This is a genomic window from Paraburkholderia sp. BCC1876 (assembly GCF_902833695.1).
GTDB lineage: Bacteria > Pseudomonadota > Gammaproteobacteria > Burkholderiales > Burkholderiaceae > Paraburkholderia.
The window spans coordinates 175,200-200,133 of sequence record NZ_CADFGI010000008.1; the positions used below are offsets into that span (position 1 = coordinate 175,200).

Genomic DNA, 24,934 nt, shown 5'->3' on the forward strand with positions numbered 1-24,934 from the left:
CTTGCAAGCATGGACGATGTCGAGGAAGCCGTCCCGGCAGTCTCCCTGATGGAGTCTGCTAGTTGAAGATGGGTTTGCTAACGGTATCAATTGCGCTATCATTTGGTATCAACTGATACTTTAATCGGGGGGCGCATGCCACTGATTACGCCTGAGGCAGTGGCCGCAGTCATGGAACTGCGGCAGGTCCCGCACACGCTCGCGGAACTCGAAGCACTTGTCCGCGACGGACTGCCCAAGTCCGCGCTGCGCGCGGGCGTCGAACATGCGACGCAGGGCGCTGACGCTCGGCGTGCGCTGCTTGCCCGCATCATCCCCGAAGCGACTTATAAGCGGCGTCGCGATCGGCTGACGCCAGACGAATCGGAAAAGACTGAGCGGCTGGCCAGGATCGTCGCGACGACGGCCTACGTCTGGAACGACGAAGAGGACGCGCGGGAATTCCTGTCGACGCCGCACCCGGAGCTCGAAGGGCGGGCGCCACTCGATGTTGCGCTGACCGAGCTCGGCGCGCGCCGGGTCGAAGAGCTGCTCTGGAAACTGTTTTATGGGTTGCCGGCGTGAAGTTGTTTCGAATCGCCGACACTCGACATGCGGTCTGGAGCGGCACCGGCGCGATGCTGGTGGGCGGCCGTTTCAATAGCCCGGGGCGACCGGTGATCTACGCCGCGTCGACCTTCGCCGGTGCGATGCTCGAGGTTCTTGTTCATGCGCGCATCGGCAAGGTACCGAAGACACACGGATGGGTTGAAGCAGCGGTTCCCGACGACATTCGCGTCGAACTCCGTTCGGCCGAATCGTTGCCAAGAGGATGGGATGCGCCAGCACTGCAGGCGGCAAGGGAGTTCGGCGACGCCTGGCTGACCGAGTCGCGTTCCGCGCTCCTGATGGTACCTTCCGTCGTCGTCCGTGCAGAGTTCAACGTGCTAGTCAATCCCGCACACCCCGACGCAACGCGGATCGTTGTGACCGAGCCGCAACCCGTGGTGTGGGATGAGCGCCTTTTTGTTATGCCGACGGTCGGACACTCCTAGATACGATGGAGGTCGGCTAGCCTCGCCTCGACGATTTGCTCCTCAACGGAAACGACTGGGACGTGGCTTCTAGTTTTTAGTTCGCAATCGCCACTCGCAATGGCCAGTGTACCGTCTTCTTAAATTCTCCATGTCTGGTCGCCAAAGCCGACACAACTGTCTGTTTCTGTTAATTGCCCTAACAATTTTACATAACATAATTGGCCCCAATTTTTAAACCGGGACTAGTTGCATGACAAATTCCTCGGAAGGAGGATTTAATCCTATTCAATGTCGGGAGGCTGAGATGCGAACGACGCAGCAGTTGAGTATCACGCTACCCAATGAAATGGCCTAGTTTGTCCGCGACAAGGTCGCTCGCGGCGACTACGCATCCGACAGCGGAGTGCTTCGAGATGCGCTCCGGGTGCTTTGTGAGCGGGGTCGGGCAGTCGAAGCATGGTTGCGCGATCAGGTTGTTCCTCCTGCGCAAGCACTGCACGATAATCCCGGGCGAGCACTATCTGCCGATCAGCTGCGCGCTGAGCTCAATAAATCCCGGGCGCGTCGCGGATGAATTGGAAGGTTCAGTTTGCCCCTGAAGTACTCGGCCAGTTGCAGGCACTCGAAGAACGGATCGGGCAGGCTGGTACACCAATCACTGAGGCACGTTATGCCGATGCAGACGCTCGCGGCTCGCGGGGTCGCGCGTGAAGACCTGTTGCCGGGACTTAGAATTACGCACGTTCGCAAGCGCGCGATCATCGCCTACTTGCTGGACGACGAAACTGTCTCCGTCGTGGGCGTCTTTTATGGCGGTCAGGACTGTGAGACTGCGCTTGGATCTGAAGGTGGATATGTCAAAGCGGATATCTTGTGGGCGTATACATGTTCGCTCGCTGGCGCAGGCTTGCCGGACGCTGAATTTGTGCAACAACCTGCTGCCCAATTGCCTTGGGTCTGACGTGACTAGCCGGCTTGAAAACAGAGTGAATCAATTACCGCCGAAGGACGGTCCTGACGTTGATTAGTGGCACGGCTTGTCGCTTTGCAGTCCGCGAGAACCGGAGATGCCGCGAGGGGCCCAGCTCTAATTCACTGCTTCTCGAACCGTACCGTCCAACTCCGAATCAATGTCTTCCCGACGAACCAAATCTCGCGGCGGCCGAACCCATAAACCGCTGACAAAGGCGCTGCTGTTGCCGATGGATCGAGCGTCTGCGAACGAACAGTCCTTGGCAAATCACCTTGCACTGGTCGCGTGCCGGACTGGTCACGGAAATGGGCACCTCGTGAACGAGCTCATACGCGCCGTGTATTTGAGTTGGTTTCTGCAGCGTGCTGGATATGGCAATTATCCAGCCGAGCAGTTCAAGATTGCCGAGTGCGCCGTTGAAGCGACCCTGGCCTACGCCCACGAGACTGGGCAGTGGCAAATTCCTTCCGATGTCGTCGTCGATTTTGAAGCGCTGCTGGCCCTCCACGACTCACAACTCGCCAGTGCGCCTCTGCATGCTGTACTCGAAGCCGAGCAAAAGCTCAGGACGTTCCTCGGAGGAACATCCGACTCTCCAATTCTGTTGAGTACCTGACGGCCTCGAGCATGGCGTTGTTCCTCATTCTGTTCTGGCTGCGTCAAGCATCTGCGTCGCAAACGGTCGTCAGGTGGCCGGGAGAACCAGGGGCAAGCTGGCACCGCATTCACTTCCGCTCGGGCGGATGGCGCGCGAGTGGTGAATTCTGATCTGGAAAGGAGTGAATGCAGCCCTTGATGAAGCAAACTAAACGGCACTGCCAACATGCGACCGACGAATATTGCCGAACTGCAGCGTATGTTGTGAATGGGTAAATCGAGCCCCCGATGACAGATCACGAGGGTCCACTGCCTGATTTAGGGCTTTGGATAAAACTGAATTTAGTCTAGATTCGGTCTGAATGAGGTGGAAAACGAAGGATCAGACATGCGCCTGACAGACCACGTAAAACCAATCAGCTACCTGAAAAGCGACGCAGCGCAGATCGTCAAGGATTTGACGGCTTCTGGCGAGCCGCTGCTCATTACGCAGAACGGTGAGGCGAAGCTCGTCGTGCAGGACGTGCAGAGCTACGAAGACACCCAGCAAACGCTGGCGTTGCTCAAGCTCCTGGCCTTAGGCCAGAAGGACATCGAGCGGGGAAAATTCAGGGATGCTGATGAGTTTCTTGCCGAGCTCGACGACCTTGATCGGAAGGAGAAAATCCGCTGATGGGGCAGGCGAAGCTGAAGCTTCTGATTCTCGACGAGGTGCAAGAGGGATACGAAGGATTTGCGCCGCTACATCCTCAAAAGTTTCGGTGCCGGGACGTGGAAGCAGACATCCGCGGAATTGACCGTCACGTTTGGCAATATCAGGCAGTTCCCACAGAGCTGTTATGTACCGGCTGAGCTTGCAGATTTCGGCGGTCTGAATTTCCGGGAAGCCTTGAGCGGACAGAATCGGGTTATCTATGAGATGCGCGACGACACGATTTACATCCACATCGTCACTGATGCGCGCCGCGATCTACGAACGCTTCTGCAGAAACGACTATTGCGTTCTCGCTGGTAAATTCAGCTTTATAGGCAAGTGTCTTCACGCCGTAGCGCCAGATCACTCGCCAGATGGCGGTACACATGTACTCCCGAAAACGCTCACCAAAATGGAGAATCCTGATTTCAAATACGCAACTAACCGTCTCTGGCAATCGCGTACACGTCAAATCACAAACCCGTCTCCAACACGTCAGGCGTCTGAAAAAATAACGGGCAGGTGCGTCGCCGGCGGTTACCGATAATAGATACCTGGTGAAGCTGGGCCGTTGCGTCATTGACGATTGCGCTGCTTTCGACTTCTGGTAGATTAATCCCTGAGCGGCGCAGTACAAGTACAAAGACCGCGAATGATATTGTCGAGGTACGTCATGGAAGTTCTTGATCGCGCGCACGCCGTCTCGCTGGACGGACGGGCCGTGGTTTTCATGGTGTCGATCCGCGGCCGCGAGGTCGAAGGCGCAATTGCGCGTGACGCACTCGAACAGCATTTCTGGTTACCACGTAGCGCGGACCCGGCGCGTACGCTCAAAGCATTTGAAAACGGTCGCAACCGCATTGTCGCGGTCACACAAAGAAAGTTACTCGCGCGACCAGATGAGCCGCTGTGGCTGACCGTGAACGACTTTCTGATCAGGTGACCGGCGGTTGCCTTGCGGCCGGTCGAGAGCAGGGCGGGTGCTGACAATTACTACGTGGCCGGGTCAGGAAGATCGGGACGTAATTCCGCCTCAATCTGGTCAATGGTGGGCAAATCGGTCTCCAGTGATTCCGGTACCTCGCGCATGAACTGGTATTCGGCGACACCCATTGGCTTGGCTACGCCACGCAACGCATATTCCGCCACGAGTCGGTTCTTTTCCTTGCACAGCAACAGACCGATGGTGGGCTGGTCTTCCTGTGCCTTGACCTGCGCGTCGATAGCCGACAGGTAGAAGTTCAACTGGCCTGCGTACTCGGGTTTGAACGGCGTCGTTTTCAGTTCGACAACGACATAGCAACGCAGCTTGAGATGGTAGAAAAGCAGATCGATGAAAAACTCGTCACCGCCTACCTCCAGCCGGTACTGACGCCCGACGAAAGCGAACCCTGCGCCCAGTTCGAGCAGGAAACGCGTGATGTGCTGGGTGAGCGCCCGCTCGACGTCTCGCTCCTGTGCGCTTTCGGTCAGGCCAAGGAAGTCGAAGATATAAGGATCCTTGAGCACGTCGCGTGCGAGATCCGATTGCGCTGGAGGCAGCCGGTCGGCGAAATTCGTCACAGCCTTGCCGGTACGCGCGTGGGCGACCGTCTCGATCGCATGGTCAGCACACTGCGCGACCAGCCGTGCTCAAGGGATTTCTCCGCATACCAAAGCCGCTGCGCGGGGTCGTTCAGTTTATCGAGCAGCGTCACTACGTGCGACCACGGTAATTGTGCAACGGGTTGTTGCACAAATTCCGGCTGCGGAAAGGCTTGCGCGAGCGCACGCATGTACTTGAGGTTGCGCGGCGAGAAGCCGCGCATGTCAGGAAATGCCGCCTTGAGATCGCGCGCCAGCCGGTCGACAACGCCCGCGCCCCAGCCTTGTTTCTGCTGCCTGTCAATAATGTCGCGGCCGATTTGCCAGTACAGTGCGACCAGTTCGCGATTGACGCTGGCCGCCGCGCGCTGCCGCGCGCGCTCGACGCGCTGCTTGAGTTCGGCGAACCAGTGACGGTAGTCCTCAGCCCACACGGGAGTATCCGGATCTTTGGTCATGCGTTTGGTCAGTGGGCGCTGATGATCGCGTTCAGAACAGAGATTATCCTTGGGGGAGCCGGCAATCGACAAGCTGGAACTGTTTGAAGTCGCCGCGATTATAGCATCGGACCCCGTTAAAATTGTTGATAAATTATGTTATGTCAAATTTAACAACAAAGAAAAAAGGCGTCATGGCGCCCTTTCCTTGACCGACTTGCTCAGTCATTTCGTTACGACTACCCGCGTCCGCATGAGTTTCTCGATCACCCGATCTTGGAAGCCAGCGGTCGGGGCACGAAGTGGAAACATGACCACGGAATTCGGTTGCGACGGTCCACAGACAGCTGCGACCGGCCGATCCTCAGGTTGTCCCAGATCCAAAGAGAGTTGCTTGCTCGGCACCGGTTGCCTTTCTTTCATTTTGTGCATACTCCGCGACAACCATTCGTTCGTGGGTCGGAACGTCATCCAACGATACGCCTACCAATGGCTTTGCAGTGCGTTTTTCCATCACATGTAGTTTTCCATCGCTGGACTTGCGTGTCAATCGCGTGCTAAAAAACGTCAACATATTTTTGGGCGCTACTCCCGAGTATTGAAGAAACACGACCTTACTGGAAGATTGCGACTCGTCGTCAGAGACCGCGTCGCGGTGCAGATCAAGCGCCAAACTCTTCGGGTAAGGCTCGATGTACAAGACCCGAGCAATACCGCTGGCTACGATATGACGGGCACACGAGTGGCACGGAAAAGTCGTGGCATACAACGTGCCGCCGGCCAATCCCGCCTTGTTGGCACGTGCTACGGACACGATGGCGTCCATCTCAGCGTGGACCGCGCGCGAATACTCGATGAGGGAGCGTACGTCTGTCTCCTTTAGCGCCTCAATCACTTTGCCAAGCAGCGCGCGACTGGTGATCAATTCCCTCTCTAGGAGTTTTTCGGCAATCTGGTCATACAAGCGGTCCTTCTTCTCGTCGTTATGGCAGCAGTGGCCGCTCCACTTGAAGCACCGGTGATCGTTCTCACTGTCATCTTCGCTATACAGGCCGCCGGCAAATTTCGGAACATCATTCCGTCCGAGCCCGATCAGTTCTCCCGCCGAGCTGACGATCGCTGCGCCTACCTGTCTCGACAAACATGCCGATTTTGAACCTTCCGCGTGAGCGGCCGCCATTGCCGACTCGTCGCGGGTCGGGGTGTGCACGGGAAAGCCAAACAGTATCTCGATATATCTAGTCACTGCGGTTTTCAACGTCTGATTGTTTGACCTGTCATTCCGAACGAAAAAGTCTGCTTGATGGAACACATCTCGGACATTCTGACCATAGTCCTGCGTTTCGCGATAATCACGGGTGATAATGGCTTGCAACGCGGCCCGATCTAGACGACGATCATGCTCTAAACGCTCCCGCCGCACCGATTCGGGAGCAAAAACGCCAAACAACCAGAACATTTCTCCGTAGGTGTCGCGCAGCAAGGTGAGCTCCTCGGGATTTTTCAAGGAATCGATAATATGCACGCGACGCAGGCTGAGCGGAACCTCACCGCCGTCTGCGCTAGTACCAAAACCATCCTGTTCCCGTTCCGCTGCGATGGCCTCAACCGCCTTTGCCGCGAGATAGCCCTCTCCGCATGCTTCGCGAAGTCGGTCACCGATTCGCTGCAATTCTGTGATCCGCTTTGCACCGTCCGCATTCTGATCAACCGTTTCCCGCACAACGGATGCGTGAGAAACGATGAATTCGCTCAATCTGTAATGGCAGGCTTTATAACCAAAATCGGTTTCCAGAATGCTGCCAATCAGTTGGCCCGTCGTTGTACAGCCCGATCCCACTGGCCCTACGAGCGCGATGACGAGTTCCTCAGTGATTCGCGATTTCAGCTTAGGCAGTTGCTGGTCGCTCGGCGCGTATGGGGCGACTTTTATAGGGATGTGTGCGGGAAATGTTTGAGCGCTCATTTTCTTATGGCGTGAGTTCTTTATACCGAATTGTCCCACAAAAATCGGCATACCCTACCGTCCGCAGTCATCGTTCTCGGGCCTAGATGATGCATTATGCATCAACGCATCGAACCTCGTGCCGATGAGGCTCGGTTCACACTCGACATCTGGCCGACATCGCCCCCAAATCTGTGATTGGAAGTGATATTGCCGACGCTGTCGGGTTCTTGTATCTTGCATCTTGCGAATTCGACCTCATCGGCAGTGTTAAATATACACTCCAAATCCGCTCTCAAAGAGTCGGCTGCACCCTTGCCAGATACCAGTGGATGGGATACTACCGCGGTTTTCGAATGCCTCAATCGTCGCGTCCGACAGAGGCATTGACGTCAAGAAAGCCGGATCACGCACCGCAGGCGGTAATAGACACTCAAGTGTCGTGATCCCTAGTCTGCCCAAACATGTCTCGTCTCGCAGAACGTGGTGCTATGCAGTTCGAGCGCTAATGCACGGCCGGGATTTATAGCTTCTGGTTGATCCGGACGATTACATCCCTGCGCCGCCGCAAACTTTTATTCTCCGTTCCGAAATATTCCGACACTAGCCTGTACCCGAACGAAATGCCGGTGCTGACTGCGGCCGCAGTCGCTGCAACCGCAACAGTAGAACCGGTCATCGCATTCGAAACGGAGCCCGTAATCAGCCCAACACCGAAGTCCGAGACTGAAAATTTGGTGTATTTTTTCAGAGCCGCATCGGCCTTGAGCTTTGACGCAATGCTCGCGATTTCCTCCTTGAGGAGGACCTTCTGGTCGTCGTCGTTGCAGTACGCGACCTCGGCAATCGTCTCCTTGAGTTGATTGAGCAACTCAGAATCATTCTTAATTGCAACGATGTCGTTCCAAACAGCTTCCGACAGATTCGGCACCTGGATGGAACTGACGATGTCGTCCGTTTTCGGCTTCAAGATTCCACCCGTTCTTACATAGTCGTAAACCAGCCGATCGCCAGGTAGCGTGTCCAGAAGACTTGACGAATACTTGGTGGCTACGATGGAATGGATAAGTCCCATCACCAGTATTTCTACCTTGTCGCCGAGCCACATCGGATCGCCCTTCCGCAGCCCTTGCGATGGGACGTCCTCACTGACTTCGAGACCGATTGGGCCAAGACGCACACCGGCTGAATAATTGGCCTGGATAAACCGCTGTGTAATTTCCTTGATTACGTCCGGCTTCCTCTCCAACTCAACAACCGACTGCCTGAGTGATTCGACCTCGGGCTCCACCGCCACCTCCCACGGTTGGAGTACGATGTGTCGTGCATCGATCATAGGCCGAAGCTTGAGCAGTTGCGCTACGAGCGGCGGCAGCGTCGAGTTGAGGAACGCGAAGCGCTCTGATATGTCCGTGGACCAATAGTTCATCCACCCGGAGCTTATCGGAGGAGCTTTGGAATAGCTCTTGTTACCACCTTCCGGCAAACGCTTCCAGAGCGCCGAAGCGCGCGGCGACATTAGGCTGTACAGAGGGTCTGGCAACATAATCTGCTTCGAGAACAACAGAGGTAGCGCAAGCTCCTCCGCACGCGTTCTGCTTTCGACAATCTGCGTCGCCGTGTGGAGACTCTGGTTGAAGCGTCCTACGGATGGCGGCAACGGCTTCAAATAACAATTCTGAATATCATCAGCCATTTGCCCCACGGCTTTCCGACTGAATCTATTGAAATCAAGGTTGGGACTATCAAGCTCCCATTTTCTTATAACGCCAAAAATGTCCATCTTGCTGCGCGCCTTCCCAAGAAGCCGAAACGATGAATATAGCCTAAGAATCGATGGGTCGCCCCGCTGACAACCATTGCGGAGTTTGACCTGGATGTGGAAAGCATCAAGAGTTCGGTTCAATTTTTCATGATGGCACGCAGCTTCGCTACATAAGGCCCGACGAAGACGTGAGCGTGGCCAAGGTGCTGATGGGCAACCGCCACGCGGCAGCAGTGGCCACATTTTGTACATTGTCAGCGTGCGATGCGATTGGCTGAGCTCACAGCAATGATGGATCGGTTCGATAGCGCGTTTTTGAGAGCAGGATGTATTCACTCAGCGCTGCCGGCTGCCTCACGCAGTCCATTTGGCGGATAATAAGGACATGCTCAGCCGGCTCGTCCGAATTCTTCTCGCGCTCACCGCCATTTCACCTTTATCGGTGTCTTTGGCGTTTCAGTTCGCGCGCTCGCGAAATTACGCGTGGGCGGTGCTTGCGTTCGCCCTCTGCTTGGGCCTCGGCTTTTTGGCTCGCGCAATAATTGGCTTTGCCTCCTCTCGGCTCGAAACGCTCCAAGTAACCATTCTCAAGGCGAAGAGTGCCGACAAAGAAGTCATAGGTTTTTTTATCGCATATGCGCTTCCCATGATTTTTAGGGGCCAACCGTCCTCGCCCGATCTCGTCGCGTGGCTCTTCGCGGCGGCGATGCTTCTCTTCGTCCTTTGGGGCACGCAGAGCATGCAGGTCAATCCGGTGCTCGGCGTGATGGGTTTTCACTTCTACGAGGTAGACACTGACGGGGGCGTCTCCTATCTTATGATCACTCGACGAAGAATCAACAACGTCTTAACCATTAAAGAGATCGTCCAACTCAGCGAGTTCGGTATTCTGGAAGCAGACACCGAGCGCGACCGGAAAATTGATGAATACACTGGCAGTCTGGAGCGGGCAAACCACGAACTGACGCTTAAGCAGCGGTTGGTGAGTGACCTGTACGAATCGCGCATGCAGATTACCCGCAGTGTCGTGCACGATCTGCGCAACTTCCTGAACGCATTCTCCATCGCGCTGCAGCTGATTTCGCGCGCACCATCGAAAGCCGAGTCCGGACTGGCGCTGGCCACGCGGCAGGCCGCGGACATGAAGCAGCTGGTGGACGACATGGTCGAATATTCGGTGGTGCTTGGCGACAGCACCCCGCTGGCCGTCGAGCCGTTCGACCTGCGCGAACTCTTTGATGAGCTGGTCACGGCCTGCCGACCCGCTATCGAGGCGAAGGGGTTACGCCTGTCAGCCCGCTTCCATGCGAACGTGACCACGGTGCTGTCGAACCGGATCAAGGTGAAGCAGGTGGCGCTGAACCTGCTGTCGAACGCGACAAAGTACACGAAAACCGGTGAAATCGAGCTGGCGATGGGCGGCTACGGCCAAAGCAGCTGGTATCTGCGCGTTGCCGATACAGGGGTAGGCATTGCGCCCGCGGACCGGGACCGCGTATTCGACGAATTTGAACGGGCCGCGGGCGACGATATACCCGGCGTGGGCCTCGGACTGGCGATCGTCAAGGAGCTTTGCCGGGTACTCGACGGCAGGATTCGCTTTGAGACCCGCGAAGGACTCGGCACGACCTTTGATATCCGCTTCCCCCTCCGTCACGAGGCTTCTCACGACTCGAGCCACTGAACATCAGGCAATCTTCAAGGATGCCCGGTGGTTTGCCTTCCGTTGGCGTCAAATTGATTTCTTGGCATGTCGTTTCTTTCCAGACGATTAGTATATTGCCCACGCCGCTCTTGAAAGGACAATCCAACTATGCAAAAAAAGATTATCGCGACCGCGCTAACCGGGGCAGCACTACTTCTGGGAGCCTGCGCATACATCCCTCGACCCGGGCCGGTCGGCAACCGCGCCGTGCCGCAACCGGCCAGATCCGTCAACCTAAGCAAATACATGGGCCGGTGGTACGAGCAATTCCGCTATGAGGCGTCTTTCGAACGGGACATGGACGACGTCACAGCGGAGTATTCGCTCAACGACGACGGCACGGTCAAGGTCATCAATAGCGGCCGCAAACCCGGCGGCTCCGGCGATTTCAGCCAATCGGTTGGCAAAGCGAAAATCGCGGATCCCACGACGAATGCGAAACTGAAAGTTTCATTCTTCGGACCGTTCTACGGGAATTACTGGGTGCTGGACCATGGCGACGATTATGATTGGACGATCGTCGGCGAGCCGTCGGGTCGCTACCTATGGGTACTGACGCGCACTGCACACCCGGCCCCTGAAGTCCTGGCCAGTCTGGAGGCTCGCGTGAGAGCGCTTGGTTACGATTGGTCGCTCGTCAGGGTAACGAAGCAGAGTAGATCGTATTAAAGGTGACGCCGTTACGGTACGAGTTGCGTCAACGCACGCGAGACAAGCGGAATGGAATTTCGGCGGCCATGGCCGACTGGCGAATGCCTCGCACCGACTAGGGGCTAACGAAGCAATGTTGTCAATTCAATGGCTAAACCGTCACCCCCGCGAGCACAGTCCAGTGACAACTTTCCTTCGTTTTACGATAGACGCGGCGCAAGTGTTACCAATCAGCGCCTTCGTCGCGCCGAATAACGGCTACGAGATGCTCGACCACCGCACGACCCGCCGCACGGGTCGCCCGGCCCAATGGGAAGTAGGCGTGAACTGGAATGGCCGCGAGTTTCCACTCCGGCAGCAGCCGGATGAGCGCACCGTCCGCCAGTTCGTGTCGGCATGACCACTCGCTCGTCGAAGTGACGCCGAGACCGGCCTTCGCCGCAGCTACAGCGCCGTCATTTTCAGTGGCTGTGAAGTGTGCATCGAGTTCCACCGTGACCTCTTGCCGGTTTCGCTCGAACCGCCACGCGGTCGGCACCATCGATGCTGGACCACCGACTATGCGATGCGCCCTCAACGCTTCGGGTTTATCGGGTGCGCCGTGTAAATCCAGGTAAGCGGGAGAAGCAACGACGACACGAGGAATGGTCGCGATAAGCCGGGCGGTCGCCGTGGAATCCAGCATCCGGCCGAGTCGGATTGCGACGTCAACCGCGTCGCGGATCAAATCCTGCGGCTGGTCCCCAAGCATCACTTCGACGCGCAGTTCCGGATGCGCCGCCATAAACGAAGCGAGCGCCGGAATGACCGTCCGCGTCGCGATACTGCTAGGCATGCTCATGCGTAACATGCCGCGCAAGTCGCCGCCCTCGCGCACGCTCTGCTCCGCTTCGTCGAGAGCCACGAGAATCGGATCGATTCGCGACAAGAATTGCGCCCCCGCGTCGGTCAGCACGACAGCCCGGGTCGTGCGGTTCAGCAGGCGCGCGCCAAGCTCGCCCTCGAGGTCCGCGATGACACGTGAAGCCTGCGACTGCGACAATCCGAACTCCCGCGCCGCGGCGGAGAAACTTCCCAATCGGGCGACGCGGGTGTAAAGACGGAGCGAAAAGATGTCCTTCACGAATTAAACCTAAGGGCGAGTCCGTGGTGGTACGCGCCCGTTATGGTTTGGCGTTCAAGAATAGAAGCGCATGCTGGACAAACAGTTCGGGATATTGATAAAACGACCCATGATTAGAATCCGGATACAGGATCAACTGCGCATCCGGAATGATCTGCTGCATCGTATAGGAATTGATCGTCGGCGCGATGACATCGTTATGCCCCTGCACAATCAGCGTCGGTTGACGGATGTCCTTCAGATAGTCAAGCACGCCTTCGAACTGCACTCCGTATTTGTCGAGCGCTTCGATCTGAGCCGGGCCAACCTTATCGTTGACTTCGGGATCACGACCTTCCTGACGCAAATGCTTACGTTTCAGAAATTCAAGGCCCGCCGCCTGGCTGGGTGCGGACGGCGTGAAGTGAACCGCAAGCCAGAGGTGTTCAGCGGGCTCATACGTCGCACTGAAAATTTCCGCGGCCGCTTCGGTCATCGGAGCAATGCCTTCGCCACCACGAGGCCCAGTACCAACCAGTATCAGGCGACGCACCAGTGCGGGTGCCTGCAATGCGATTTCCTGCGCGACCATCCCACCAATCGAGAAACCCAATACATCGACCTTCTTTAGATCGAGTGCATGGATAAATGCGATTGCGTTAGCACCCATTTCCTGGATCGTGGTAGGCACTTCGCCGGAACTGCTCGACACCCCAGCGTTGTTGAACAGGATCACTTCGCGAGATGCGGCGAGACCGTCGATCACAACGGGGTCCCAGTAGTCCATCGTCCCGGTGTAATGCTGATTGAAGACGAGCGGAAGGCCGCCGTCGGCATTTCCAAATCGTCGATACGCGAATCGAATTCCGTTAGCTTCAACGTACTGAGTGGGCGCGGTGTGGTGCGTATGAGTAGTCACAATGTTCATTCCATTTGAGGTGATGCATTAGCGATCGGATAAATACGCCACGGTAGAAGACATTGTAGGAAGCGCCACGCGCGCATTCCAAGTCATTCAGCGCTTTCACAGCTTTTCTCAGGTGGCATCAGAATCGGCCAAGGACCAACCTCGGAACGACCGCTAATTTAGCCAGCATGGTCATGCGCAAGGCCCGACAAGCGGTCTTTTCCTTCTATCGGCACGATTTCCGGTAGCAGCCTGCACTTTGGCCGACCCGCAAAGAGGAGTTTGAAAATGGACCTGACTGTGAATCAGATAGACAATCACGCTCGCGTAATATCGCACGCACACAGCTTCGGAGCGGCGAGCGTCGACCGACCTGCAGTTGAGGACACGCAGAAGGAATCACGCGCCCCCATGGCGGCAATTCGGACGCCACCTGCGACGCGTACGCCGTGCCCGAGGGCGATCCCGGACCGTGCAGATCCATGGACGAAGCTCGTGTCCGGTCTGTTGGAAGTTTACGAGTCCGAGACGGCCGGAAGGAATGTCGGTGCATTCAAGACGCGGCCACTTTGGGCGGCTAACGGTGCGCCGGCTGTGTCAGTCAAACACGCGCATGCCCAGTCCACGCTGAACAAAAACGTACGCGTCAGCTTTGTCGAGCGTTGCGGTGCAAAGACGGTATCGCTGACCTGGCACGATTCGACCCAGGCCTGTTACTGCGAGCAACTCTGGATACAAAAGACCGCAAGGTCATCCGGACGTTGCGCCGTAACCGGCATGGCGGTCAGGCGCGGAGACACCGTTTATAGTCCGGCAAGTCGCGCAGCGGCTCGCCCGCTCAACTGCGCACAAATGATTCTGTCGGCCGTGTTGCAAAGCCTGGAGAAACAAAGCGCGGATTCGTGTCTTATCGAATTACGCTGAAATATCCCGTTCTGAACGAACCGCCTCAAGTCGTCGATACTTATTCGCAGAGCCACTCTTCCAGGTGTCTAACGACATGGAAGGCCAACGGGCCTTCACGCGGCTCGTTGACGAGAATCGCTTCGTGGCAGTTCAGGTGCAAACTCCGGCGCCAGACACTCCTCGACGAAAGCGGCAAACTGCCTCGCCTTGCTGCTCGCCATGCGACCGGTCGGATACAGCGCGGACAACGCAATCGTGGGCAGCATCCAGTCGTCCATCACGGATACGACTTCGCCGGAGCGCAGTTCCGGCGAGAATGCCCACTCCGAAGCCACGGCAAGACCCATGTGCGAGAACACAGCAGCCCGAAGACCTTCCGTTGCCGAGATCGAGACCCGTCCTTCGAGTTGCACCGATTGCTCGATCGTGTCCTTGCTGAAAGTCCAGTGGTCGCCGCCGCCCAGATCGCGTGTGTAGATGACGGCGCGATGTGCAAGAAGCCCGGACGGTGTCGTGGGTGTTCCGTGACGTGCGAAATAGGCCGGAGTGGCGACCACCCTGCGCCGCGCCTCGCCGATGCGACGCGCTGTCATGTTCGAGTCCGCGAGATCGCCCATGCGCAGCGCGAGGTCGATTCCCTCGGCGACGAGATCGATATTGCGATCGTCGAGTACCAGTTCCAGATCGAGATCGGGATGTTTGTCGAGGAATTCCGGCAAACGCGGCACGATATGAAGCCGTGCAAAACACACGGCCGCCGAGACGCGCAGTTTGCCCGCGAGACCCGCGGCTGTACCCCGCGCGGCAAGCACAGCCTCGTCCGCCTCTTCGACAGCACGTTTCGCGCGCACATAGAAGCTTTGGCCAGCTTCGGTGGCTGTCAAGGATCGCGTAGAGCGCAATAGAAGCTTCACACCCAGCCATTCTTCCAACTGGGCGACCGCTTTGGAGACGGCGGGCTGACCGATATCGAAGTGTCGCGCCGCCGCCGAGAATGAGCCCGTATCGACGACGCGGATGTAGATTTCAATCGCGGCGAGGCGGTCCATCGAGCTTCTCCCGTGAAATGGCGTTTAAACGCTGACTGATGCCTTGGCCCGCAGCGCACATCCGTGCGAACAATGAGCCTAAGCAGCGATCTCAGGAGGTTACCTTATGCGGAAGGTGCGTGCATGCGCCGTGTACTGGCGGTGTGATTTTTTCTGTCGCGCCCGTCCCGCTCTTAACCATGCTCTTACGCATACCGTCAAAGATCGCGCCCCAGCCGCCATTTGCCTGTCGGCCCTGTGCCTGCCCGCTTACGCGCGGCGGTGCGCGCCTGCAACGCTTTCAACGCCGCCAGCAACGCTTCGCTATCAAGGTGATGGCGGTAGTCGGCGTCGATGTGAGCCAACACGATCACGCCTTCCTGATCGACGAGATAGGTGGCCGGAATCGGGACCAGAAAGCTGTCCGACTTGCGCGTCTTCGGCGGAACATAGCCTAGCTCCAGATACCTCGGCCTGAGTTCGACTGGCAGTTCGAACGCGAGGCCAAATGCGCGCGCAACCTTCATGTCCCGGTCGGCCAGTTCGGGAATCGGCACCGATCCGCCAGACTGCGAGATCCGGCCAGGTGGAGCAATCGCGAACGCGGACGCCCCCGCCGACACGATGTTCTCGTAGGTCGAGGCCAACTGCGCCAGACTTTCTTCGCCAAACGCGCACCAGGCGCCTCGCAAGAAGTTGAGTACCACCGGCCCCGCTCCGAGCGCCTGATCGAGCGACACCGCGTTGCCTTCGGTATCGGGGAGTTCGAACGCAGGGACTCGCTTGCCGGCACGCAGGGCGCTCGAAACAGCGCCAGCGGCCGCCGTCATCGCCGTACTTGCCGCGCGATCGACGTCGAACTTCGACCCGAAAGAAATTGGGCTCATGTCAGCTCCCGAAATGTTACGTTGCCAACACCGTCACGGATAAATGCCGCGCATCGCACAGGACGCACGAAGCGCGGCACCGGATCAAACCGCCTCGGCGTCGACCACATCCTGCAAGGAATCGTCCTTGTTTTGCCCGCTATACGCGGGGAAGTCCGAGTAGTTCTTTTCGTCACCGCCCCAGAAGGCGGCGCGCACGTACGGCGTCAAAGGCAAGTCATGTTCGAGACGGTACGGAAGATCCGGATTCGACGAGAAGTGACGGCCGAATGCGATGAGGTTGGCATCGCCCTTCTCGACAGTCGCGATCGCGCCGTCCCGGTCAAAGCCGCCGGCTGCGATGATCGGGCCGGAAAAATGCGGTCGAAGGTAGGAAGCCGCCACGACGGCCTGACCTTCGTGCAGCGTATCGTCGCCCTTGATGCGCGGTTCAATAACATGCAGATAGGCGATCTTGTAGCTATCCAGCACCTTGGCTACGTAGCTGAAGGTTGCTTGCGGATCGCTATCCGAGATACCGCCCCACTCGCCCGACGGTGAAATGCGTACGCCAACCCGGTCTGCACCATACACCGAGATCAGTGCTTCGAGCGATTCGCGCAGGAACCGTACGCGGTTCTCGACCGGACCGCCGTAAGCGTCCGTGCGCTTGTTCGTACCGTCCTGAATGAACTGGTCGACGAGATAGCCGTTTGCGGCATGCAGTTCGACACCGTCGAAACCAGCCTTTTTGGCGCGTTCCGCAGCGCGACGAAAATCCTCGACGATGCCCGCGATTTCATCGATTTCCAACGCGCGATGCGGCGATGCCGGCACGAAGCCGTCCTTCGTCAGCGCGACACCATCGAACGGTACTTCGGACGGAGCAACCGGATGAGCGCCACCCGTCACTTCCACGTGGCTCTGACGGCCACCGTGGATCAGTTGCAGAAACGCGTGGCCGCCCTTGGCGTGAACCGCATCGGCGATTGCTTTCCAGCCTTCGTGCTGGCCGTCGTGGTAAATGCTTGCCGCGCCGAGGTACGAACGCGCCTGGATCGAAATGCTGGCAGCCTCGATGACGAGAAGGCCGCCTTTGGAAGCGCGCTGACCGTAGAAGTCGGCCATGATCGGGCTGGGGATGTCACCCGGCTGGATGGTACGTACGCGGGTCATCGGTGCGAGAACGACACGGTGAGTCAGGTTGTAAGCGCCGACTTTCGCGGAGGTGAAGAGCTTTGCCATGATGGTACCTTTCAATGTCTGGGAACTGCCGGGAGGCCCCGGCACGCATGCTTCGTCGCATTCAAATGTAGGGCTTTAGCTGATGCTCAGATAGGTATCGCAAGGGATAGGGATCATTCCAAAACCGGATTAGTGCGGCCGCGCAGCGCTGCGCTCAGGCGCTGTGAACGCTGGATGGCGCGGCAGCCAGAAGCTGATCGCGGCGGTCGATCCTTCCGCTGATCCACGTCAGCGCGAGCGCGAAGAGGACGACCATCGCACCGATCCACGGCGTGTGCATGAGGCCGAGATGGCTGACGACGATTCCGCCCGTCCATGCGCCGCCGGCCACGCCGAGATTGAACGCCGCGATGTTCATCCCCGAAGCGACGTTCACCGAGTGCGGAGCGTAACGCTCAGCCTGCTTCACCACGTACACCTGCAATGCGGGCACGTTGCCGAACGCAACGCCGCCCCATGCGAGAACCACGGCGATCACGAGCACCTTGCTCGTCGCGACGAAGCCGAGCAACAGCAGCACGACGGCCAGCACGGCAAAGATCAGCTTGAGCGCCGTCACCGGTCCGTGGGTATCCGCGAGTTTTCCGCCGAACATGTTGCCCGCCGCGACGGATCCGCCGTAAAGCAGCAGCACGATTCCCACAACCGAAGGGCTGAAGCCCGCGGTCTGTTCGAGAATGGGCGCGAGATAGGTGAAGGCGATGAGCGAACCGCCGTAGCCGACAATTGTCATCGCGAAGACGAGCAGAAGCCGTGGCTGAAGGAATAACTCGGCCTGCTTTCTGATCGATGCAGGCGGCACATGCTCGATATTGCGAGGCACGAACATGAGCGCACTCGCCATGGCCACCAGCCCAAACAGTGACACGACGAGAAAGGTCACCCGCCACCCGAAGTGCTGCCCGACAAACGTTCCCAATGGCACGCCCGTAACGAACGCGACGGTGAGCCCACTGAACATCGTCGCGATCGCTCTGCCTGATTTCTCCTTCGGAACGACGCTCGTCGCAATGATGGAGCCGACGGAGAAGAACACGCCATGCGCGAACCCGCTCAGGATGCGGGCGAGCACCAGCGTGTCGTATCCGGGCGCCCACCATGCCAGCAGATTCGCCGCCGTGAACAACGTCATCAGCGAGACCAGCAGCGTTTTGCGTTCCATGCGGCCCGTAGCCGCGGTGAGAACAGGGGCGCCGATCGCCACGCCCAAGGCATAGAAGCTCACCAGCAGGCCGGCCGAGGGTAGCGTGACGCCGAGATCGCCGGCTATCGTGGGCAGCAGGCCCACAATCACGAATTCGGTTGTTCCGATGGCGAATGCGCCGATGGTTAATGCGAGAAGAGCAAGAGGCATGATGCGACTCCAGAGAAATGCGGATAAGCGGGCTTGACCTTCAGACTGCCGCCCGGCGGCCTGGTTTGAACGCGTGGGCGCGTGAGCGCCACGCAGCAAGGAGTGCGGTCAGCAGTAAGGCGAGGAGAACCCACGCCATCGGGCCGACACCGGTCGTGTCGAGCAGAATGCCCCCCAGCAACCCGCCACCCGCGATAGCCGCATTCCATACGGTGACGATCATCGACTGTGCGGTGTCGGCGCCGTCTCCGGCGGAATCCGCGGAAGCGGTTTGCAATAACGTAGCGGCACCGCCGAATGTGAGTCCCCAGATAGCCACGGCGAGATACACGACCACCGGCAAGGTGCCGTCGATGCCCAGCGCAGCGGCCGCCGCAGCGAACGCCGCGAGGCTGGCAAGTACCAGCACTCTCAACCACCGGTCGACCAGAACACCCGTGATCCAGATCCCGACAATCGCGGACAATCCGAACACGAGCAGCACGAGATCGACGTGCTGGGTCAGATGCGCCAGCGCGAGGAACGGCGCGATATAGGTATAAAGAATGTTGTGCGCCAGCATCCAGGCAAGGATGACGAACAGAACCGGACGCACGCCGGGCGTCACAAAAACTGCACGAATGCCTGGGCCCTCGCCAGCAGGCTGACCCGACAGCCGCGGCGCCTTCCAGATAACCCACAGAATCAGAGCGACCGTCAACGCCGACATCACGCCGAATGCGGCGCGCCAGTTCAGGAGGTCACCCAGCCACGTCCCGGCGGGCACGCCGAGCGCAAGTGCGATAGGCGTACCGACCAGCGCAATCGCCATCGCCCTGCCTTGCAGATGAGTGGGCGCCATACGCCGCGCGTAGCCGGGCACCAGCCCCCACGTGATCCCCGCTGCGACTCCGGCCATGAAACGCGCGATCAATGTCAGCCAGAACCACGGCGACAACGCCGTGATGGTGTTGAACGCGAGGAAGCCGACAATCGCGATGAGCAGCACCGTACGGCGCGGCCAGCTTCGCGTTGCCGCGGTGACAGGAATGGCGGCGGCAACCGAGCCGAGCGCATAGAGCGTGACGAGCTGACCCGCCCATGATTCAGGTACTGCGAGGCTATGGCTAATTTGCGGAAGCAAGCCCGCTGGCAATGTCTCGGTTACGATGGCCACGAAACCCGTCATTGCCAAGGCAAGCAGGCCGGCTATAGGCAATGTGGCTGCTTGCGCAGACTGTCCGCGAGACACTGGACTGGAAGAAAACTGTGTCGACATGTTCGACTCCTCGGAAGCGTTAAAGCGCGCTGCGGTATGCGGCACGCCGCGTCGAGGTGAACTCTATGCGCCGTCTTCCGGTTGAAATAGAGGCGAAACTGGATAGGCTTCATTCCAGAAAAATGGCAAAACCGCGAGCAACGGAAGTGAGTATTCGACGTCGAGGAAACGCTCGGTCATCCCGGTTCGGAATAAGCCCTATCCCATCTTCGACATTTACTTCTGATCGCCGACGCCATAGTCTTGGCTGTCAGCTTGACTCGCACTAAGCAGAGCGCCAAACACAGTCAGAGGATCATCGGATGGACATGTTCAATCTGTCGGGAAAAGTAGCGCTGGTTACCGGCGCCACCAAAGGCATGGGACAGGCGATCGCCGAAGCACTCGGCGCCGCCGGAGCAACACTGGTGATATCAGGACGGTCCGCAAAGAGCGCCGCAGAGACCGAGGCTCATCTTTCAAGCCGGGGGTTCCGCGCCCGCGCGCTGGTGATGGACCTGAATGATCCTGAAAGCGTCGAGACGTTTGCTCGCACAGCCAAAGACGCATTCGGCCGTATCGATGTGCTGGTGCTCAACGCCGCGGCAAACACGCCGAATGGCCCGATGATCGGACGCACGGAGAAGGAGTTCGACGACGTGATGGCCAACAACGTGAAGCGCAACCTCACGTTGATCAACGCCTTCAGCCGGGACATGATCGACCGGCGCGATGGGTCGATCATCTTCATGTCGAGCCGTGTTGCCAAACGCGGAACCGCCCAACTCGGGCTTTACGCCGTTGCGAAGGCTGCAATCGATCAATATGTGCGAAACCTTGCGATCGAGCTTGGGCCATTCAACGTGAACGTCAACTCGATTTGCCCTGGGCCTGTGAGAACCGATTTCTCGCGCGTGCTATGGGAAGACCCGGGCCGCGAAGCGCAGGTTGCAGCAGCAACACCCATGCAGCGGATAGCCGAACCCGGCGACGTAGCAGGGCTCGCGCTGCTTCTGGCGTCATCAGCAGGCCGCTTCATTCACGGGCAGAACATCAGTGTCGATGGCGGCATGACAGCGTGAACGGTTAAGACGCCGTTGCGCAATTTTTCCCGATTCCCATCTGCCGGACCCGCGTCCAGCAATTACTCCCCATCACTCAAGGAGAACACCATGTCGACAACCAGTGCCGCAGGCGCGGGAAAAACCGTGAAGATTCCCGGCCCCGACCATCCTATTTCAATCGAACGCAACGCTAAACGTGTCGTCGTGAAGCTGGCAGGAGAAGTGATAGCCGATTCGACCGATGCGTTGACCCTTCGGGAAGCCAGCTATCCGCCGGTTTTTTACATACCGAGAAAAGATCTCGACATGACGAAACTCGAACGGACCGCGCATGCGAGCTACTGCCCGTACAAAGGCGACGCCGCGTACTTTTCCATTCCCCTGGGTGGAGAACGCTCGGTCAACGCGGTGTGGACTTACGAGTCGCCCTATTCCGCTGTCGAGCAGATCAAGGACCATGTGGCGTTCTATACCGACCGAGTGGATTCGATCGAAGAACTTTCCTGATGTGTGCCGCACGGCGTCTGCCGTGCGGCGATAAAACCTCTGCTCGCTCGCCGCTACAACGTCATCACAGGGGAAAGCTGTCTCCAAACATCGGCAACCCGCTCACTGATTGAGCCCGCGTTGCCTCGTCCTGCAAGACATCCCAGTGTTCGGCCAGTTTGCCGTCGGCAAAACGCACTACGTCCGCAGCAATCCAGGCCGCCGGCCGGCCGTTTCCAGAAAACCGACCGTGAGCTATCACGTAATCGCCCTCGGCCACGACTAGTTGATTCTCGTAGCGCAGCGTTTCGGGCAGGGCCCGTATGAGATCGAAAAGCCCGTTACGTCCCGGCGCAATATGAGCACTGTGCTGGATGTAGTCTTCAGACCAGAAAGACTCGGCGGCGGCATAGTCGCGTTTATTGAAAAGCGTGTCGAACGCTTCAAGCAGAAGCGCCTTGTTCTGCTTAGGGGTAGTCTTCACAGTTAGTCTCCCGTGGTGTTGCGGCGAGCTTTGTCTGCTCAAAGATCGCCTGTCAAAAACTGCGCGCGTCCGCGGCCAAAACTCCAGTCTTCGTCGTCGTTGGTCGTGAACGTGAGCATGACATCGTCCGAGCTCACGCCACACGACTCCTGTAGCGCTTCGCAGACGGCTCGATAGAACTCGACCTTCGCCGCTTGCGTGCGTGCTCGACTGATAACGTGGATGAGCAGGACCTTCTCGGATCGACTTATTCCGAGCCCGGTATCGTCGACAATAAAGTGCGACGGGTCACGTTCATGGACGATCTGATATCTGTCACGCACCGGCACCTTGAAGGTCGACACAACCACACGGTGGATAGTGTCCAGCGTCTGACGAATCTCCTCCGCGCCTCGTCCTTTGACCATATAAACATGAACTAACGGCACAGGGTGCTCCTTAATATTTGAGTAGGGAAGACAAAGACATGCTCGCCATTCATCATTGATCCAACCGTCCGCCAGCCGCGAGACTGATAATCGCGAACTCGCCGCCGGCGCTTAGCCAGTATTGGCCCACCGCCCATCCGGACGACCGGGCGAGTTCGCCAAAGGAGCGCAAGGTGAATTTGTGCGAGCTTTCCGTGTGGATGCTCTCTCCGCTCTTAAATGCGAACGCGCGGCCGGACACCGTGACGATCTGGTCGCGGCGACTGACCAGATGCATTTCAATACGGCTCAGCGCTTCATTCCAGACCGCCGCGTGGTCGAATTCGTCGGCCGCGAAGTCGCCTTGCAACTCGCTGTTAATCCGCACCAGCAGGTTTTTGTTGAAGGCTGCGGTTACGCCTTGCGAGTCGTCGTATGCGGCGATCAACGTCTCCCGGCTCTTGACCAGGTCCACGCCGACGATGAAACGCGAGTCCGCGCCAAGCAAAGTCCTGGCGGCAGCAAGAAATTCGACCGCTTCCGCGTGAGAGAAATTGCCGATCGTGGAGCCCGGAAAGAATCCGACCCGCGGCCCTTGCGATTGATCGACAGGTAGCCTGAACTCCGCCGTAAAATCCGCCACGACAGGCTCGACGCGCAGCCGTGGATACGCCGAAGTGATCTTCTCCACGGCCTCTTCGAGCGCGGAGCGACTGATGTCCACGGGAATGTAGGTGTCGATCTGTCCGGCGGCGTCCAGCAAATAACGCGTTTTTTCGCTCGCGCCGCTGCCGAATTCGACCAGCACGCGGCTATCGTGAATGGCGTCGGCAATCTCGGGGGCGATACGACGAAGCAATTCATTCTCGACGCGGGTCACGTAGTACTCTGGAGCGCGACATATTGCCTCGAAGAGTTGCGAGCCGCGCTCGTCGTAGAAGTATTTCGGTGACGTTCTTTTGCGACCATCGGACAGGCCATCAAGAACGGATTTTCTGAATGCCGCGTTTTCGTGATCGCTCTTCAAGAGCGAGCTGGCGTCACGAGCCAGTCTGAGGCCCGAAAATATCCAGCGCTGTGAGGGATAAAAGAAGTTGCGATACGACAGCCGGGTGTGCTGATCCGGTGTGGCTTGCGCCCCACCTCTCAACACCATTTGACCGACCATGAACTTGCCGTTGTATTCGCCGATCGCGTCGTCGCTGGCGCGGAACCCTGGGTAGGCCGCGTAGGCGGTTTGGGTCCACTGCCAGACTTCAGTGTCGACTTGAGAAAGAAGTCCCGCGCTTGCTGCGATTTCCCACTCATGCTCGGTGGGCAGGCGCGCGCCTGCCCAACAGGCAAACGCTGCGGCTTCGTAATAACTGATGTGCGAAACGGGCTCGTCGGGCTCGATTGCCCGCAATCCGGCTAACGTCATCGAAAGCCAGCCGGTGTCGTCGGCGGATCGTTGCCAGTACATCGGGGCTTGCCACTGCTCCTGTTGCACGAGCGCCCATCCCTCGGAAAACCAGAGACTCGCGCGAGAATAGCCGCCGTCTTGCATGAACTCGATCCACTCGCCGTTGGTCACGAGTTGATCGCTGATCTCGAAGGGCTCAAGCCAAACCTTGTGTCGCGGTCCTTCGTTATCGAATGCGAACTGGGTTCCCGTTACACCCACATCTCGCAACCCGCCCGGGTGACGGACGAACTGCGCGTTCCGGCTTTTTTTGAGCCGGGGCCAGTCCGGCCGAAACGCGGGCTTCAATGGCGACTGCGCGAACAGATGCAGCATGTCCGTCAGTATCAGTTCCTGATGCTGCTGTTCGTGTGCGATGCCGAGCCGGACGATTGGCTCGATGGTTTCAGGCAGTCCGGCGGCGAACAGCTTTTGCATCTGCACATCGACGCTCTTGCGGTAAGCATCGATTGCCCGGCTGGTCGGTCTTGTCAGCAGACCGCGCCGAGGCCGTGGCTGGCGCGGGCCGACCGCTTCATAATAGGAATTGAAGAGATACGCGAACTGGTCGTTATACACGCGATAGTTCTGCACATGCGGCACCAGCACGAAGGTTTCGAAGAACCAGCTAGTGTGCGCAAGATGCCAGTTTGCCGGACTTGCGTCGGGCATGGATTGCACGACCCGATCCTCCGGCTCGAGTGTTCGAACCAGCGCGTCGGTCTGGGCCCGAACGCGCGAGTACGCTGCCGTAATCGTTTCATTAGCCTCGATCTCCGATGTTGGCCGTCGCGCCAGCCATTCGAGAACGGGTTCGTCTTTTGCAATGCTTTGGTGGCTCATGAGCGGATTCCGGATGCTGTGCTGATCGTTACTTTTGCTAGCGTGAAATCATTGGGGCGTGGCGAGACGCACCCCACGCACGGGGTGGCCTCCAGAGAATGCTTGCTACCTTTGTCACGACCCCGAGGCCGGCGATCAGAGGAAAGCGATTCGCCTATCGTGCACACGACGCGCGCACGGGTGTTCGGGGCCAGCAT

The 24,934-nt window shown here is 58.3% G+C and carries 23 protein-coding genes and 2 pseudogenes; 12 read left to right on the plus strand and 13 right to left on the minus strand.

What is annotated here, in order from left to right; all coding sequences use genetic code 11:
* Positions 1–135 precede the first annotated feature (135 nt).
* The 8 genes and pseudogenes from HWY05_RS26575 (at position 136) to HWY05_RS26605 (ending at position 4,223) form a co-directional block, all read left to right on the plus strand.
* Positions 136–564 carry an antitoxin Xre/MbcA/ParS toxin-binding domain-containing protein gene (locus HWY05_RS26575; protein ID WP_176060164.1) on the plus strand — a complete coding sequence of 143 codons (429 nt, stop codon included), beginning with the start codon at positions 136–138 and terminating at the stop codon, positions 562–564.
* Positions 561–1,034, plus strand: coding sequence for an RES domain-containing protein (locus HWY05_RS26580; protein ID WP_176060165.1), 474 nt, complete (start codon positions 561–563; stop codon positions 1,032–1,034). The genes HWY05_RS26575 and HWY05_RS26580 overlap by 4 nt, the downstream gene beginning before the upstream one ends.
* 286 nt (positions 1,035–1,320) lie before the next feature.
* A pseudogene (locus tag HWY05_RS38435) lies at positions 1,321–1,590 on the plus strand (type II toxin-antitoxin system ParD family antitoxin).
* 96 nt (positions 1,591–1,686) lie between these two features.
* Entirely contained in the window at positions 1,687–1,977 is a 291-nt protein-coding gene (locus tag HWY05_RS38170; protein ID WP_208459113.1) for a hypothetical protein, read from the plus strand.
* Positions 1,978–2,305: 328 nt separating this feature from the next.
* Positions 2,306–2,605, plus strand: a complete 300-nt coding sequence (locus HWY05_RS26590; RefSeq protein ID WP_244146706.1) for a hypothetical protein — start codon at positions 2,306–2,308, stop codon at positions 2,603–2,605.
* Positions 2,606–2,974: 369 nt separating this feature from the next.
* Positions 2,975–3,259: a type II toxin-antitoxin system Phd/YefM family antitoxin gene (locus HWY05_RS26595; protein ID WP_176060166.1), complete on the plus strand. Its 285-nt coding sequence runs from the start codon at positions 2,975–2,977 to the stop codon at positions 3,257–3,259.
* Positions 3,260–3,319: 60 nt separating this feature from the next.
* Entirely contained in the window at positions 3,320–3,601 is a 282-nt protein-coding gene (locus HWY05_RS26600) for a type II toxin-antitoxin system RelE/ParE family toxin (protein ID WP_244146707.1), read from the plus strand.
* Between the two features lie 352 nt (positions 3,602–3,953).
* Complete coding sequence (locus HWY05_RS26605) at positions 3,954–4,223, plus strand: DUF1488 family protein (protein ID WP_176060167.1); 270 nt, start codon at positions 3,954–3,956, stop codon at positions 4,221–4,223.
* Between the two features lie 50 nt (positions 4,224–4,273).
* Here the strand turns inward: HWY05_RS26605 and HWY05_RS26610 are convergent.
* The 3 genes and pseudogenes from HWY05_RS26610 to HWY05_RS26620 all read right to left on the minus strand — a co-directional run bounded on the left by HWY05_RS26610 (position 4,274) and on the right by HWY05_RS26620 (position 9,029).
* Positions 4,274–5,322, minus strand: a pseudogene (locus tag HWY05_RS26610) (PDDEXK nuclease domain-containing protein).
* A gap of 343 nt (positions 5,323–5,665) precedes the next feature.
* Complete coding sequence (locus tag HWY05_RS26615) at positions 5,666–7,318, minus strand: anti-phage dCTP deaminase (RefSeq protein WP_176060168.1); 1,653 nt, start codon at positions 7,316–7,318, stop codon at positions 5,666–5,668.
* Between the two features lie 451 nt (positions 7,319–7,769).
* The gene (locus tag HWY05_RS26620; protein WP_176060169.1) at positions 7,770–9,029 is read right to left on the minus strand and encodes a hypothetical protein; all 1,260 of its coding nucleotides are present in this window, start codon (positions 9,027–9,029) and stop codon (positions 7,770–7,772) included.
* A 367-nt stretch (positions 9,030–9,396) separates the two neighbouring features.
* Here HWY05_RS26620 and HWY05_RS26625 point away from each other — a divergent pair, with 367 nt between their 5' ends.
* Together HWY05_RS26625 and HWY05_RS26630 are read left to right on the plus strand one after the other, a co-directional pair.
* Entirely contained in the window at positions 9,397–10,695 is a 1,299-nt protein-coding gene (locus tag HWY05_RS26625; RefSeq protein WP_244146708.1) for a HAMP domain-containing sensor histidine kinase, read from the plus strand.
* Between the two features lie 129 nt (positions 10,696–10,824).
* Positions 10,825–11,385, plus strand: a complete 561-nt coding sequence (locus HWY05_RS26630) for a lipocalin family protein (protein WP_176060170.1) — start codon at positions 10,825–10,827, stop codon at positions 11,383–11,385.
* Between the two features lie 205 nt (positions 11,386–11,590).
* Here HWY05_RS26630 and HWY05_RS26635 read toward each other — a convergent pair whose 3' ends face one another.
* The 7 genes from HWY05_RS26635 to HWY05_RS26670 form a co-directional block, all read right to left on the minus strand.
* Positions 11,591–12,490 (minus strand): LysR family transcriptional regulator, encoded by a 900-nt coding sequence (locus HWY05_RS26635; RefSeq protein ID WP_176060171.1) that lies wholly within the window; start codon positions 12,488–12,490, stop codon positions 11,591–11,593.
* A gap of 40 nt (positions 12,491–12,530) precedes the next feature.
* The gene (locus HWY05_RS26640) at positions 12,531–13,388 is read right to left on the minus strand and encodes an alpha/beta hydrolase (RefSeq protein ID WP_176060172.1); all 858 of its coding nucleotides are present in this window, start codon (positions 13,386–13,388) and stop codon (positions 12,531–12,533) included.
* A 1,007-nt stretch (positions 13,389–14,395) separates the two neighbouring features.
* The gene (locus HWY05_RS26650; RefSeq protein WP_176060174.1) at positions 14,396–15,331 is read right to left on the minus strand and encodes a LysR family transcriptional regulator; all 936 of its coding nucleotides are present in this window, start codon (positions 15,329–15,331) and stop codon (positions 14,396–14,398) included.
* 197 nt (positions 15,332–15,528) lie between these two features.
* On the minus strand, positions 15,529–16,197 hold the full coding sequence (locus tag HWY05_RS26655; RefSeq protein WP_176060175.1) for a peroxiredoxin-like family protein: 669 nt from the start codon (positions 16,195–16,197) through the stop codon (positions 15,529–15,531).
* An 84-nt stretch (positions 16,198–16,281) separates the two neighbouring features.
* Complete coding sequence (locus tag HWY05_RS26660) at positions 16,282–17,421, minus strand: alkene reductase (protein ID WP_176060176.1); 1,140 nt, start codon at positions 17,419–17,421, stop codon at positions 16,282–16,284.
* 154 nt (positions 17,422–17,575) lie between these two features.
* The gene (locus HWY05_RS26665; RefSeq protein WP_176060349.1) at positions 17,576–18,775 is read right to left on the minus strand and encodes an MFS transporter; all 1,200 of its coding nucleotides are present in this window, start codon (positions 18,773–18,775) and stop codon (positions 17,576–17,578) included.
* 40 nt (positions 18,776–18,815) lie between these two features.
* On the minus strand, positions 18,816–20,033 hold the full coding sequence (locus HWY05_RS26670) for an MFS transporter (protein ID WP_176060177.1): 1,218 nt from the start codon (positions 20,031–20,033) through the stop codon (positions 18,816–18,818).
* Positions 20,034–20,335: 302 nt separating this feature from the next.
* On the opposite strand from HWY05_RS26670, the gene HWY05_RS26675 reads away from it, so the two are divergent.
* Both HWY05_RS26675 and HWY05_RS26680 read left to right on the plus strand, forming a co-directional pair.
* Entirely contained in the window at positions 20,336–21,094 is a 759-nt protein-coding gene (locus HWY05_RS26675; protein WP_176060178.1) for a glucose 1-dehydrogenase, read from the plus strand.
* Between the two features lie 90 nt (positions 21,095–21,184).
* The gene (locus tag HWY05_RS26680) at positions 21,185–21,583 is read left to right on the plus strand and encodes a DUF427 domain-containing protein (RefSeq protein WP_176060179.1); all 399 of its coding nucleotides are present in this window, start codon (positions 21,185–21,187) and stop codon (positions 21,581–21,583) included.
* Between the two features lie 64 nt (positions 21,584–21,647).
* Here the strand turns inward: HWY05_RS26680 and HWY05_RS26685 are convergent, their stop codons facing one another.
* From HWY05_RS26685 to egtB, 3 genes are read right to left on the minus strand one after another with little or no spacing between them, the layout of a single operon-like run.
* Positions 21,648–22,046, minus strand: a complete 399-nt coding sequence (locus HWY05_RS26685) for a nuclear transport factor 2 family protein (protein WP_176060180.1) — start codon at positions 22,044–22,046, stop codon at positions 21,648–21,650.
* Positions 22,047–22,084: 38 nt separating this feature from the next.
* Complete coding sequence (locus HWY05_RS26690) at positions 22,085–22,474, minus strand: tautomerase family protein (RefSeq protein ID WP_176060181.1); 390 nt, start codon at positions 22,472–22,474, stop codon at positions 22,085–22,087.
* A 52-nt stretch (positions 22,475–22,526) separates the two neighbouring features.
* Entirely contained in the window at positions 22,527–24,737 is a 2,211-nt protein-coding gene (egtB, locus tag HWY05_RS26695) for an ergothioneine biosynthesis protein EgtB (RefSeq protein WP_176060182.1), read from the minus strand.
* Positions 24,738–24,934 lie beyond the last annotated feature (197 nt).

Coding starts and splice junctions, on each gene's coding strand:
- HWY05_RS26575 (WP_176060164.1), top strand. CDS start 136: ATGCCACTGATTACGCCTGAGGCAGTGGCCGCAGTCATGGAACTGCGG.
- HWY05_RS38170 (WP_208459113.1), top strand. CDS start 1,687: ATGCCGATGCAGACGCTCGCGGCTCGCGGGGTCGCGCGTGAAGACCTG.
- HWY05_RS26595 (WP_176060166.1), top strand. CDS start 2,975: ATGCGCCTGACAGACCACGTAAAACCAATCAGCTACCTGAAAAGCGAC.
- HWY05_RS26605 (WP_176060167.1), top strand. CDS start 3,954: ATGGAAGTTCTTGATCGCGCGCACGCCGTCTCGCTGGACGGACGGGCC.
- HWY05_RS26615 (WP_176060168.1), bottom strand. CDS start 7,318: ATGCCGATTTTTGTGGGACAATTCGGTATAAAGAACTCACGCCATAAG.
- HWY05_RS26620 (WP_176060169.1), bottom strand. CDS start 9,029: ATGGACATTTTTGGCGTTATAAGAAAATGGGAGCTTGATAGTCCCAAC.
- HWY05_RS26625 (WP_244146708.1), top strand. CDS start 9,397: ATGCTCAGCCGGCTCGTCCGAATTCTTCTCGCGCTCACCGCCATTTCA.
- HWY05_RS26630 (WP_176060170.1), top strand. CDS start 10,825: ATGCAAAAAAAGATTATCGCGACCGCGCTAACCGGGGCAGCACTACTT.
- HWY05_RS26650 (WP_176060174.1), bottom strand. CDS start 15,331: ATGGACCGCCTCGCCGCGATTGAAATCTACATCCGCGTCGTCGATACG.
- HWY05_RS26655 (WP_176060175.1), bottom strand. CDS start 16,197: ATGAGCCCAATTTCTTTCGGGTCGAAGTTCGACGTCGATCGCGCGGCA.
- HWY05_RS26660 (WP_176060176.1), bottom strand. CDS start 17,421: ATGGCAAAGCTCTTCACCTCCGCGAAAGTCGGCGCTTACAACCTGACT.
- HWY05_RS26665 (WP_176060349.1), bottom strand. CDS start 18,775: ATGCCTCTTGCTCTTCTCGCATTAACCATCGGCGCATTCGCCATCGGA.
- HWY05_RS26670 (WP_176060177.1), bottom strand. CDS start 20,033: ATGTCGACACAGTTTTCTTCCAGTCCAGTGTCTCGCGGACAGTCTGCG.
- HWY05_RS26675 (WP_176060178.1), top strand. CDS start 20,336: ATGGACATGTTCAATCTGTCGGGAAAAGTAGCGCTGGTTACCGGCGCC.
- HWY05_RS26680 (WP_176060179.1), top strand. CDS start 21,185: ATGTCGACAACCAGTGCCGCAGGCGCGGGAAAAACCGTGAAGATTCCC.
- egtB (WP_176060182.1), bottom strand. CDS start 24,737: ATGAGCCACCAAAGCATTGCAAAAGACGAACCCGTTCTCGAATGGCTG.